The organism is Lysobacter sp. ISL-50, from assembly GCF_018612875.1.
GTDB lineage: Bacteria > Pseudomonadota > Gammaproteobacteria > Xanthomonadales > Xanthomonadaceae > Lysobacter.
This window is the reverse complement of the sequence record NZ_JAGGRI010000023.1, coordinates 1-13,018: the sequence shown is the minus strand read 5'-3', so window position 1 is coordinate 13,018 and position 13,018 is coordinate 1. Positions and strand designations below refer to the sequence as shown.

The 13,018-nt window shown below is 69.6% G+C and carries 7 protein-coding genes; 2 read left to right on the top strand and 5 right to left on the bottom strand.

Annotation, left to right across the window (positions count from 1 at the left end; all coding sequences use genetic code 11):
• The first annotated feature begins 280 nt into the window (after window positions 1–280).
• The gene (locus J7J50_RS14315) at window positions 281–649 is read left to right on the top strand and encodes a hypothetical protein (protein WP_215056289.1); all 369 of its coding nucleotides are present in this window, start codon (window positions 281–283) and stop codon (window positions 647–649) included.
• 83 nt (window positions 650–732) lie between these two features.
• Here the strand turns inward: J7J50_RS14315 and J7J50_RS14310 are convergent, their stop codons facing one another.
• The 5 genes from J7J50_RS14310 to ispG form a co-directional block, all read right to left on the bottom strand.
• The gene (locus tag J7J50_RS14310) at window positions 733–4,059 is read right to left on the bottom strand and encodes a S8 family serine peptidase (RefSeq protein ID WP_215056290.1); all 3,327 of its coding nucleotides are present in this window, start codon (window positions 4,057–4,059) and stop codon (window positions 733–735) included.
• A gap of 416 nt (window positions 4,060–4,475) precedes the next feature.
• Window positions 4,476–5,846, bottom strand: coding sequence for a YadA-like family protein (locus tag J7J50_RS14305; protein WP_215056291.1), 1,371 nt, complete (start codon window positions 5,844–5,846; stop codon window positions 4,476–4,478).
• Between the two features lie 145 nt (window positions 5,847–5,991).
• The gene (locus tag J7J50_RS14300; protein WP_215056292.1) at window positions 5,992–9,309 is read right to left on the bottom strand and encodes a S8 family serine peptidase; all 3,318 of its coding nucleotides are present in this window, start codon (window positions 9,307–9,309) and stop codon (window positions 5,992–5,994) included.
• Window positions 9,310–9,555: 246 nt separating this feature from the next.
• Complete coding sequence (locus tag J7J50_RS14295) at window positions 9,556–10,344, bottom strand: phosphatase PAP2 family protein (RefSeq protein ID WP_215056293.1); 789 nt, start codon at window positions 10,342–10,344, stop codon at window positions 9,556–9,558.
• Window positions 10,319–11,590, bottom strand: coding sequence for a flavodoxin-dependent (E)-4-hydroxy-3-methylbut-2-enyl-diphosphate synthase (ispG, locus tag J7J50_RS14290; RefSeq protein WP_215056294.1), 1,272 nt, complete (start codon window positions 11,588–11,590; stop codon window positions 10,319–10,321). The genes J7J50_RS14295 and ispG overlap by 26 nt, the downstream gene beginning before the upstream one ends.
• Before the next feature lie 338 nt (window positions 11,591–11,928).
• Between ispG and xseA the strand changes: the two genes are divergently transcribed.
• The coding region (xseA, locus tag J7J50_RS14285) for an exodeoxyribonuclease VII large subunit (RefSeq protein ID WP_215056295.1) at window positions 11,929–13,018 on the top strand (1,090 nt) is incomplete at its 3' end.

Genomic DNA, 13,018 nt, shown 5'->3' with positions numbered 1-13,018 from the left:
CCACTGCGAAATCCACCCCGCCCGCGCGGGGGATTTGCCCCCGCCAACGACGCCATCGCCCTTGCGGATCACGCCCGGCGCACCGAGTCAATGCGCCCGCGCCGCGCCCTGTCGAAGCATCGATGCCGGTCACGCCGCGACCGCGACCGGGTGCCCGCGCGGCTTCCATCGCCTGCAATGTCGCGCCGATACACTCGGACCCGCGAGGCCGCGCCGCCGTGCGGCGGCGGCCCGCGCACACCGCGCGCGAGCACGCGCCCTGGCCGAACCGAGGAACCCGATGCAGGTGGAAACGAACGATTACGTCGAGCTGAAAAGCGAGATCCTCGACGGCATGCGCAGCTACAGGGAAGACCTCGCTCAGGACGGCGCCGATGCGGGTTACAGCGACGGCGAGATCGACGAGTGCGAGCGCATCATCGACCGTTTCCTCGACGCCATCGACGCGGCCCAGGGCGATCGCGACGCCGCACGCGCCGCGATCAAGCAGGCCGTGCTCGCGCTCAACGCGCTCAACGCCCGCTGCGGCTACAACCTGATCGAAACCGATCAGCGCGAAGGACTGTGCGAACTGATCCTGGGCGCCGCCGCGCAAGCCGGCGCGGTGCAGCGCGAGGAAGACATCACCGAGCAATGGCGCGAGTGGTGAGTCCGCGGCCGTGATACGCGGCCAATAAAAAACCGGGCCCGCGAACGGGCCCGGCTTGTCGTCGAACGATCAATATCCCGCGATCAGCGCGGCGTCACCGTCAGCGCCACCCGCAGCGCGACCTTCGGCCGCACCGGATCGTCGCTGGCCACGCACACGTAACCGATGTGCGCACCCTCAGCGAGGCCGCGGGTATCGATGCGCACCCGGTTGGCCACGCTGCCCTGCGCCGGCACCCGGCCGAACGCGCGCGTCGGCGCGCCGATCCACGGCGCACCGCAGGCGCTTTCGCCCTGGATGTCGAAGGCCAGCCCGGCGAAACCGGCGCCGGCGATCCAGCTTCCCGCCCCGCTCGCGTTCGGCGCGATGGTGCGGAACTGGCTGTCGCCGGTGTTGGAGGCGAACCACACCCAACGGTTGGCGAAGCTGGTGCGCGCGTGCACCACCAGCCAGTAATGGCCCGGCGGCAATTGCACGTTCTGTCCGGCGGCGGCGAGATCCAGGGTGATGTTGGCCCCGTCGATCGTCACCCCGGCCGCGTTCGGCGCCGCGGTGTAGCTCCACACCGCCGCGCCGGCCAGCGGATTGCTGCTCGGATTGCCGGCGTTGTCGCTGTACACGCTCCAGCTCAGGCTGGTCGCGGTGCTGGCCAGCGACGAACCGCTGGACACGAACCCTTCCGAGAACAGCTTGGACAGGCGCGTGCTGTCGGCGAGGACGAAATCGTCCGACGAGAACTGCGCCGGCAAGCCGACCGTGGCCGGATCGGTGTAGAGCGTGCTGCGGAAACCGCTGTTGACGCCTTCGGCCGTGGAGTGCGTGACCGTGCGCGAGGCGGTGCCGGTGTTGTCGATCTGGAACTCCAGCGCCGACGCGCTGCGATTGCCGATGCTGAAATCGGCGAAACCGCGGCTGCCGGCCGGCAGGCTCAGGGCCACCTGCTCGGGCGTGAGCACGATCTGCGGCGGCGGCACCGCGATCGCGATCGGCAGGTGCAGCGGCGGCGAGTCGCGGCCGATCAGCGGCTTGAGTTCGACCTGGCCGAAGTGCCACGCGCCGTCCTTCGCATACGAATTGCTCAGCACGATCACCTTGAGCTTGGTGGTCTGGCCCGGTCCCGACAGCAACAGCGGCGGGAACGCGATGCCCTGCACGCCCTTGACCTGCACCAGATACAACTGCAGGCCGTTGCCGGCATGACGGAAGGTGCGCTCGAAGGTGCAACTGTTGACGCACTCGCGCTTGTCCAGGCTGGCCAGATTCAACGCGGACACGTCGCCGCCGGTGGACGGATCGGCGGCGAGGAAGTTCGCCGTCGTCTCGTTGAGCACCAGACCGGCATGCACCGCCTGATCGACCTGGATGCGGCCCGAGCCCATCGCGAAGGCGTCGGCCGGGGTGACCTCGTCTTCCTTGAAGACCTTCGGCGTGGCGGTCATCATCAACGCCGACTTGATCTCCGCCGAAGTCCAGCTCGGACGCGCCTGACGCAGCAGCGCGGCGGCGCCGGCCTGATGCGGCGAGGCCATCGACGTGCCGCTGAGCAGGCCGACCAGATTCTCCGAGCCGCTGACCGTGGTGCCGGACAGCACCGCGAGCACGTTGACGCCGGGCGCGGTGACATCGGGCTTGATCAGATCCAGGCCGTTGGTGGGTCCGCGCGAACTGAAGGCGGCCAGCACGTCGGGCGTGTTCGGAATCGGCGTCGGCGGGAAGCCGATGCCGGCGGTGGAGGTGTTGGCGTTGCCCGCGGAGAAATCGCGGATGGCGTCGGCGTCGGTCTGCGCAGCCATGAAGGTGGGGATCGTCGTGCCGGGCACGCTGGGCGACACCACCACGGCCTGGTTGTTGGCGATCACCACGCCGACCGCGCCGGCGTTCCTGGCGTTGTTGACCTTATCGGTGAAGTTGCAGGTGCCGCGGCGGATCACCGCGATCGCGTTCTGGAACGCATTGGCCGGGAACGCGGCGCAGCCGTCGGCGGCGGTGTCGATGCCGGCGCTCACGCGCAACGGCGTGGTCGGCGGCAGCGAGGCGGCGAACGGCGTGCCTGACACGCCTTCGGTGAGTTGCACCGCCTGCAAGGCCGGCGGCACCGCGCCGGGGCCGGTGACCTGCAGCAGATAGGCGAAGGTGCCGCGGCCGTGCTGGGCCGCCGCGGTGGTCGAGGTCCACGGCTCCTGGTGGCCCATGGTGCTGGCGCCCGGGCCGCTGTTGCCGGCCGCCGCGGCGATGTAGATGCCGGCGTCGGAGGCGTTGAGGAAGGCGAGCGAAACCGACTCGCCCCACGGCGAAGCGCCGCCGCCGATCGAGTAGTTGATCACGTCCACGCCGTCAGCGATCGCCTGATCGACCGCCGCCACCGCCGAGGTGTTGGGGCATTGGCCCTGGTTGGTCGCGGCGATGGTGTAGCAGATGTCGTAAGCGATCACGTTGGCGTGCGGCGCGACGCCGGAGATGCGCACCTCGCGGCCCTTGAAGTTCGCGGTCCAGGCATTGCCGGCCGCGGTCGAGGCGGTGTGGCTGCCGTGGCCGTTGGTATCGCCGAAACCGGGCTCTTCGCGCAGTCCGGGAATGCCGCAGGTGTTGCCGGGCGGGCCGCAGACGAAGTCGTGGCCGCCGATCAGCTTGTCGTTGCAACGTCCCTCATCGACGCCGCCGGGCGCGCAGGTGCCCAGGTAATTGCCGCTGCCGTTCGGATTGACGTGGTGATAGCCAGTGTCGTCGATGGCGGCGAACGCCGGGCTGCCGAAGTTGATGCCGGTGTCGAGCACGCCGACGATCACGCCTTCGCCGCGGAAATTCGCCGGAGTGGAATTCCATAACGCCGGCGCGCCGATCAATTGCGGGCCGACGTCGGTGGCGAGCGGATACTCGCGGTATTCCTCGACCAGTTCCACGCCGGGCAGTTTGGCGATGCGCGCGGCTTCGTTCTGGCTCATGCGGGTGATCACGCCGTTGACCGCGTGGTGCATGCGCCGTTCGATGTTGAGCGGACGGCCGATCAAGGCGCGGATGCCGCTTTCGTGATCGCGCTGCACTTGGTCCAGATGCTGCACGTAGCTGCGCGCCTGGGCGCTGCGCACATCGACGCGGCCGCCGGCACCGCCGCCCGCGCGCTTCGCGGCCGCGGCGCTGTTGGCGTTCTGCGCGCCGGCCAGGCGCTGCGGCGCCGGCAAACCGGCGACCTCGCCGTGATAGGTGCTCAGCGGCGCTTCCTTGAACAACACGATGTAGCGGCTGGTCTGGGTTTCCAGCGCGCTGTCGGCGCGTTGCGGCGGCGGCGCGCCGCCGATGGTTCCGGCATCGGCCGGACTGTCGTTGCTCAGGCCGCGAACGGCGGCGCCTGCGAGCGCGGCCAGCCCTACCAGGCTGACGGCGATCGTCAATCGATTGACTACATTTGGCATCGAGAGGTCCTCCACGAATTGCGCGAAGACACCGCCCCACGCCTGCCCCCCTTCCAGGCACGTCGCGGTCCAGTTTGGGGAAGAAGGAATCGGCGTCGGTCAGCGTCGTCCGTGCGCCCGACCGCGATCGCGGCCCCGGCCGTCCGCCCTTCCCGTAACGCCCGGCGCATCCGCACGCGCCGGGCCGAACCTTCCCGCCCTGCGCGCACACTGCGCGAGGCGGAAAAGTTACGGCGTGATCATGCGCACGTTTTGGCTTTGGTTACAGATGCCTATCGCGCATGTTTCAGCATTGAAACGTCATGTTCATGAATTGCGCGAAGTTCTGTTGTTTCATCTCGCATGCGTAAAAAACAAAGGAGCGCCGAAGCGCTCCTTTGTTCGTGTTCGCGACACCGCGTGTGCCGGCCGCGTCGTTACCAGCCAAAACCCGCGCCGACGCCGACCGAGCTTTCCGAATCGCTGAACGCGCCGCCCACGGTCACCGTCGCGCGATCGCTGATCGCGCGCTGATAACCGATCGACAGCGCCTGCTCGCCGCCCTGGAAACCGGCGCCGACCGCGACGCGGTTCTGCGTGCGCAGGCCCGATGCGCTGGCCGACATCTGCACCATCGCCGCGGTCATCGCGCCCATCTTGTCGATGCGCTCGTCCTGCCGGGCGAAGCGCCAGTTCATGTCGTCGCGCAAGCGGCTCACCGCCTCGGTCGGCGCGGCCAGCATCTGCGCGACGCGCGAATCGGTGTAGGTGTTGGCGCTGCGCAGCGTCTGCGCATCGCCGGCCTGGACCTGGCCCACGTTGGCCGCGTCGGTCGCGGCGGTGCCGTTGGCGACGTTGGAAACGCGCGTGCCGCCGGCGCCTTCCAAGGGCAGTTGGGTCTTCGATGCGTCGGTGTAGTTCGCCGACAGTGCCGAGCCGCCGGTGCCGGCCGGAATCGCGGCGATGCGGCCGTACAGATCGGTTAGGCGACCATCCACCGCGCCGAAGGCCGAGCCCACGTCGTTGAAGCTCGAACCCTGGATCACGTAGGTCGGCGGCGTGAACACACCACCGCCGAAGCTGGCGCCGCCGCCGAGCGCGCCGCTCAGCGTGTTGAGCTGCGAGAGATTCACCGCATCGGTGTCCTGGGTCGCGGCGGCGACGTTGACCAATTGCCGCTCGCTGCCGGCGGCGCCGAAGGAGACGGTGTTGGCGCGGTCGGCGACGGAGTTGCCGCCGATCGCGACGCTGTCGGCCGCGGTCGCGCTGGCGTTGTTGCCGAGCGCGGCGCTGTTGTCGCCGCTGGCGTTGCTGGTGTTGCCCAGCGCGGTGGCGTTGGCGCCGCCGGCGCTGCTGCTCGCGCCGATCGCGGTGGCGTTGACGCCGCTGGCGCTGGCCGAACTGCCGGCGGCGACGCTCTGCTCGCCGCTGGCGGTGCTGCCGGTGCCGGTGGCGACGCTGCCCAGTCCGCTGGCGGTGCTGCCGATACCGCTGGCGGTGCTCTGATCGCCCGAAGCGGTGCTGCCGGCGCCGAGCGCAGAACTGGCCTGGCCGCTGGCGGCGCTGCCCTGGCCCACGGCGATGCTGAGATCGCCGGCCGACTGCGCGCCGGAACCGACCGCGACGCTGCCGAAGCCGGCGGCGCTGGCGCCGTTGCCGCAGGCGGTGGCATCGACGCCGTTGGCGGTGGCGCCGCCGGTGTCGACGTTGCCCAGGCCGTCGTCGAGCTGACAGGCCGAACCGGCCCATGCGGACGAACTGGCCAGCAACAGGGCGACGGCGAGAATGGAAGGCTGCATGGTCTTCATGTAATCCCCTGGAACGTGCGGATCGCGGCGCATGCGCGCGCCGACCCGTCGAATGCGGAAACGGGCCGGCCGGATGCCGGCCCGTGTGTAGGAGCGCAACGCAGCGGCTCAGCGCTGCGTTGCGCGGTCGGCTCGATACCCGCGCTTACGGCGCCGGCGTGACCGTCAACGCCACCCGCACCGAAACCTTCGGACGCAGCGGGTCGTTGCTGGACACGCACACGAAGCCCACTCGCGGGCCCGGCGTCAGGCCCGCGGCGCTGATCTGCACCTGGGTGTTGATGCCGGTGGCCGGGTTGAGCCGTCCGAACGCGCGATCGGGTGCGCCGATCCACGACGCGCCGCAGGCGTTGGCGCCCTGCACGTTGAAGGCCTGGCCGGCGAAACCGGTGCTGGCCGTCCACGCGCCGGTGCCGGCGGTGCCCGGCGTGATCGCGCGGAAGAGGTTGTCGCCGGTGGTCGAGGCGAACCACACCCAACGGTTAGCGAAAGTGCTGCGCGAATACACGATCAACCAGTAGCGGCCCGGCGCCAGATTCACGTTCTGCCCGGCCGCGGCCAGGTTCAAGGTGATGTGCGCGCCGTTGATGGCCACGCCGTTGCCGGTCGGAAGCGACGAGTAGCTCCACACGGCCGTGCCCGGGCTGGTCTGCGGATTGCCTTCCGGGTTGCCGCCGCTGTCGCGGTAGATCATCCAGGTCAGACCGGTGGACGTGGTCGCCAGCGGCTGGCCGCTGGAGACGAAGCCTTCCGTGTACAGACGGGTGATCTGGGTCGCTTCGGTGACGGTGAAATCGTCCGAGGAGTACTGGCCGGGCGAGCCGGCGGTGGCCGGATCGGTGTACTGGGTGCTGCGGAAGCCGCTGCTGACCGCGCCGACCGGAGCATTGATGAAGGTGCGCGTGCCCGAACCGGTGTTGTCGATCTGGTAATCGAGCGCGGAACCGCCGGCGTTGTCGATGCGGAAGTTGACCGAACCGGTCGCGCCCGCCGTCAGGCTCAACGCCACCTGATCGGGCGCCAGCGCGATCGCCGGCGGCGGCACCGAGACCGCGATCGGCAGACGCAGCGTCGGCTGCGCGGTGTTGCCGCCCTGCGGCGTCAGCACCAGCTTGCCGAAGTTCCACGAACCGTCCTTGGGCAGCGAGCCGCTGAGCACGGTCACCTTGACCGCCTTGCTCTCGCCCGGGTTGAGCACCAGCGACAACGGCGTCACCACCACGCTCAGTCCCTCGCCGCGCACGTTCCAGGTCTGGCGCGTGCTCAGCGTGTTGCGGAAGGTGCGGGTGAAGCTGCAGCTGTTCGGGCACTTGGCCTTGCCCATGCTGGGCACGTTCAAGGACGAGGGATCGCCGCCGGTGGCCGGATTGGCCGCGCGGTAATTGGCGGTGGTCTCGTTGAGCACCAGGCCGGACTTGATCGCCTGATCGACCTGCACGCGGCCGGCGCCCATGGCGAAGGCGTTGGCCTGGGTGACCGAGTCTTCCTTAAACACTTCCTGCTTGGCCGTCATCATCAGCGCCGACTTGACCTCGGCCACGGTCCAGGTCGGTTGCGCCTGACGCACCAGCAACGCCGCGCCGGCATGATGCGGCGAGGCCATCGACGTGCCGTCCTTGAGGCCGATCTCGTTCTCGCTGCCGCTGATGCTGGTGCCGGCGACGACCGCGAGCACCGCCACGCCGGGCGCGGTGATGTCGGGCTTGACCAGATCGAATTTGCCGGCCGGGCCGCGCGAGCTGAAGCCGGCGAGCACGTCGGGCGTGTTCGGCAGCGGCGTGGGCGGATAACCGATGCCGGCGGTGGAGGTGTTGGTGTTGGCGGCGGAGAAATCGCGGATCGCGTTGCCGTCGGCCTGGGTGATGCCGAACGCCGGAATGGTCGCGCCCGGAACGCTCGGGACGATGCCGCCGGCGGCGTTGTTGACGACCACCAGCGCGGTCGCGCCCGCCGCCGCGGCGTTGCCGGCCTTGATGGCGAAGCTGCAGGTGCCGCGGCGGATCACCGCGACCGCGCCCTGGAAGGTGCCGGCCGGGAACGCGGCGCAACCGTCGTCGGCGCCGTTGATGCCGGCGCTCACGCGCAGCGGCGTGGTGCCGGGCAGCGCCGCCGCGAACGCGACGCCGCCGGTGCCTTCCGACAACTGCACGGTCTGCAGCGGCGCCGGCACCGCGCCGGGGCCGGTGACCTGCAACAGATAGACGAAATCGCCGCGGCCGTGCTGGGCCGCGGCGGTGGTTGCCGTCCACGGTTCCAGATGGCCGCTGGTGGCCGGGCCGGGGCCGTCGTTGCCGGCCGCGGCGGCGACGTAGATGCCGGCGTCGGTGGCGTTGAGGAACGCCAGCGACACCGCTTCGCTCCACGGATTGGCGCCGCCGCCGATCGAGTAGTTGATCGCATCGACCACGCCGTCGGCGATGGCCTGATCGACCGCGTCGGCCGCCGACACGTTCGGGCACAGGCCCTGACTGGTCGAGACCTTCGTGTAGCACACGTCGTAGGCGATGATGTTGGCGCGCGGCGCCACGCCGGACATATGCACGTCGCGGCCGCGGAAGGTCGCGGTGCGCACGTTGCCGGCGACGGTGGAAGCGACATGGCTGCCGTGGCCGTTGGTGTCGCCGAAGCCGGGCTCTTCGCGGATGTCGGGCTGGCCGCACTGGTTGGCGCGCGAGGCGCAGACGAAATCGTAGCCGCCGATCAGCTTGTCGTTGCAACGGCCTTCATCGATGCCGCCGGGCGCGCAGGTGCCCAGGTAGTGGCCGGCGCCGAGCGGATTGATGTGCTGATAGCCGGTTTCATCGGCCGCGGTGAACGACGGGCTGCCGAAGTTGATGCCCGAATCGAGCACGCCGATCACCATGCCTTCGCCACGGAAACCCGTCGGCGTGGCGTTCCACAACGCCGGCGCGCCGATCAGCGCGGGGCCGGTGTCGGTGGCCATTTCGTATTCGCGGTATTCCTCGACCAGCATCACTTCCGGCATCGAGGCGACCTTGGCCGCTTCGCTCTGCGACAGCGTGGTGATGATGCCGTTGAGCGCGTGGCGCATGCGCCGCTCGATCCGCAGCTGGCGGCCGAGCGCGCGATCGATGCGCTGCTCGTAGCCGCTCTGCACCTGGTCCAGATGGCGGACGTAGTTGCGCGCGTTGGCGCTCTTGACGTCGATGCGGCCTTCGCTCGGGCCGGACATCGCCGTCATCGCGCCGCGCCCTTCCAGCCGCGCCGGCGCTGGCAGGCCCTGCACGCTGCCCTTGTAAGTGCTCAGCGGCGCGTCCTTGTACAGCACGATGTAGCGCTGACTCTTGTTCTCCAGGCTGCTGACGCCGGTCGGCGCCGGCGCCGCGCCGATAGCGGCGCTGCCGGCCGTCCCCCCGGACAGGCTCAGCACGCTCGCGCCGGCCATGGCGGCCACGGCCGCTACACCGAGCGCGATCGAAGTTTTCTTAAACACCTTGTGCATCTGAAACGTCCCCCACTTCAGTGTGCAAAGCAATCCGCAACACCCGCGCCTCGGCGCGGGCGCGACGGCCCGTGATCAGGATGCGATTCGATCCCGGCACATAATCAGTGCCTAGTGCGCTCCCCTCTAGTGCCAACGCGCACAGGCCAGTCCCCCCCCACCTGGCCGGGGCGTCCTTCTGATAAACGGATCAAATGTTTCTCGGACGAACGGTCGTTTGAACAGCCGTCGCCGCTTGACTTCTCGCTACGCCGCGCCGCGCTTACGCCACGGGCTCAGCAGCCCGCCGCGGTACACCACCAGATAGGTCGCGACCACCCACGCCGTAGCCACCGCCCATCCGGCCAGGATGTCGGAGGGGTAATGCACCCCCAGGTACAAGCGCGAGAACCCCACCAGCGCCACGAACGGCACCATCACCGCCAGCACCGGCCAGCGCCAGCGCGTCGGCCAGCTCAGCAGCGCCAGGGTGACCAGCAAGGTCATCGAGCCCATGGCGTGGCCGCTGGGGAAACTGTAGTTGTGCTCGGGCGCGATCGAATCCCACAGCGAAGGCCGCTCGCGTGCGAAGAACTGCTTGGCGGCGAGATTGAGCAAGCCCGAACCGGCCAGCGCGATCGCGGCGAAGCTGGCTTCGCGAAAACGCCGCAGCACGGTCAGCACCGCGACCAGCAGCACATCGAACGGCACCACGCCGTACAGATAGCCCAGTTGCGAGACGATCACGAACAAACGGTCGAAGCCGTCGCGGGCCAGACTGTGGGCGTATTGCAACAGCGGCTCATCGAAGACAATGGCTTCTTGCTCGTGGATTTCATCGGCCAGTTCGGCGAAGCCCCACAGCGGCAGCAGCAGGCCGGCGAACACCAGCAGCAGGCGCCAGCCATGGCGGCGCAGCAGCGCCAGGCCGAAACGCGCCTCTTGCTCGACCGCGCTGTCGCCGGGACCGCGGCGAATCGCGGCCCGGTCTTCGTTGGTCGCGGCCGCAGGCGGCGCGGCCGCGCGGGAATCAGGCGCCTGCGAGGCGGGCGCCATAATTGCGTTCGACGTAGGTGTCGATCAGCGCGACGAATTCCCGCGCGATGTTTTCCCCGCGCAAGGTCACGGTCTTTTCGCCGTCCTCGAACACCGGCGCCGACGGCGTCTCGCCCGTGCCCGGCAGCGAAATGCCGATGTTGGCGTGGCGCGATTCGCCCGGGCCGTTGACGATGCAGCCCATCACCGCGAGGGTGAGGTTCTCCGCGCCCGGATGGGTGATCTTCCACTCCGGCATCTTCGCGCGCACATGCTCCTGCACGGTCTGCGCCAGCTCCTGGAAGAAGGTGCTGGTGGTGCGGCCGCAACCCGGGCAGGCGGTGACCATCGGCGTGAACGCGCGCAGGCCCATGGTCTGCAGCAGTTCCTGCGCGACGATGACTTCGTTGTTGCGCGACTGGCCCGGCTCGGGCGTGAGCGAAATGCGGATGGTGTCGCCGATGCCTTCCTGCAGCAGCACGCCGAGCGCGGCGCTGGAGGCGACGATGCCCTTGCTGCCGATGCCGGCCTCGGTCAAGCCCAGGTGCAGCGCGTACTCGCCGCGGCGGGCCAGTTCGCGATAGACCGCGATCAGTTCCTGCACGCCGCTGACCTTGGCGCTGAGCACGATGCGATCGGCCGGCAGGCCCAGCTCGACCGCGCGCACGGCCGAGTCCAGGGCCGAGCGGATCAGCGCCTCGCGCAGCACCCGGCCGGCGTCCCAGGGTTCGGCGCGGGCGGCGTTCTCGTCCATCAGCCGGGTGGCCAGCGCCTGGTCCAGCGAGCCCCAGTTGGCGCCGATGCGCACCGGCTTGCCGTACTTGATCGCGAACTCGATCAGGGTGGCGAACTGGCTGTCTTTCTTCTTGCCGAAGCCGACGTTGCCCGGATTGATGCGGTACTTGCCCAGGGCCTGCGCGCAGGCCGGCTCGGCGGTGAGCAGCTGATGGCCGTTGTAGTGGAAGTCGCCGATGATCGGCACTTCGATGCCCATCATCGCCAGCTTATCGACGATGCGCGGCACCGCCGCGGCGGCTTCCACGGTATTGACCGTGATCCGCACCAGTTCCGAGCCGGCGCGCCACAGCTCGGCGACCTGCTTGGTGGTGGAGGCGACATCGGCGGTGTCGGTGTTGGTCATCGACTGCACCACCACCGGCGCGCCGCCGCCGACCTGAACGCCGCCGACCGTGACCGCGCGGGTCAGGCGTCGCGGCAGGGGGCCGAAACCGGAATGGGCGCAGGGCAAGACGGCATCTGAATTCATGCCGCCATTGTAACGCCGGGGCGCGCGGCTTTCGTGTCGCGGGGGTGAAGCGCGGGGAAACGCTGTGGCGCCGGGGGTTTGCAGCTGTTGGCGACGGTTGGAACCGCGGGAACGACCCCGCACTGCCGCACGCGATACCATCGGCTCCACGGCCCGGATATCCGACGGCGAACTTTCGTGATTCGCGTCCTTCCCCCTGTCGTCATTCCCGCGAAAGCGGGAATCCAGCGACTTTGACGTCACCCGCACGAAAGTCGCCGGATTCCCGCTTTCGCGGGAATGACGAACAAAAACGCCGCGTTGCCCAGTCAAACCCGCCCCAGGTCGATCCGCACCCCATGCCCCCCAGCCAGCCCGACGAAGTCCTCACCCCCAGCCAGCTCAACACCTTGGCGCGCAATCTGCTGGAGGACACCTTCCCGCTGATCTGGGTCGAGGGCGAACTGGGTAATCTGTCGCGGCCGTCGTCCGGGCATCTGTACATGACCTTGAAGGACGCCCGCGCCCAGGTCCGCTGCGCGATGTTCAAGCCCAAGAGCAGTTGGCTGAAGTTCGTCCCGCGCGAAGGCCTGCGCGTGCTCGCGCGCGGCCGCCTGACCCTGTACGAAGCGCGCGGCGACTACCAGCTGGTGCTCGACCACATGGAAGAGGCCGGCGAAGGCGCGCTGCGGCGCGCGTTCGAGGAACTCAAGGCGCGGCTCGCGGCCGAAGGCCTGTTCGACAACGAGCGCAAGCGCGAGCTGCCGCGGTTCCCCGCGCGCATCGCCATCATCACCTCGCCCAGCGGCGCGGCGGTGCGCGATGTGCTGAGCGTGCTGGCGCGGCGCTTCCCGCTGGCGCAAGCCGAGGTATTGCCGGTGCCGGTGCAGGGCGACGGCGCCGCCGAACGCATCACCGCGATGCTGATGCGCGCGCAAGCCGCGCAGCGTTTTGATGTGATCGTGCTGGCGCGCGGCGGCGGTTCGCTGGAAGACCTGTGGGCGTTCAACGATGAACGCCTGGCGCGGGCGATCGCCGCCTCCGCCGTGCCGGTGGTGTCCGCTATCGGGCACGAAACCGACTTCACCCTGGCCGACTTCGCCGCCGACGTGCGCGCGCCGACGCCATCGGTGGCGGCCGAATTGCTGGTGCCGCAGCGCGAGGATCTGCTGCACCGCCTGCGCGTGCTCGAAGCGCGCCTGCACAACCTGCACAACCAGCGCCTGCGCCAGGCCATGCAGCGCGCCGACCGCGCCGGCCTGCGCCTCAACGCGCTGCGGCCGCAGGCGCGGCTGGCCGCGCTGCGCACGCGCCAGCAGGACGCGCTGCGCCGGCTCGAACAAGCCTGGCGCCTGCGCCTGGAACGCGACGGCGCGCGCCTGCGCCACGCCGACGCGGTGCTGCGCGCGCATCATCCGCAACGCCGCATCGCCCGCCTGCGCGAGCGCC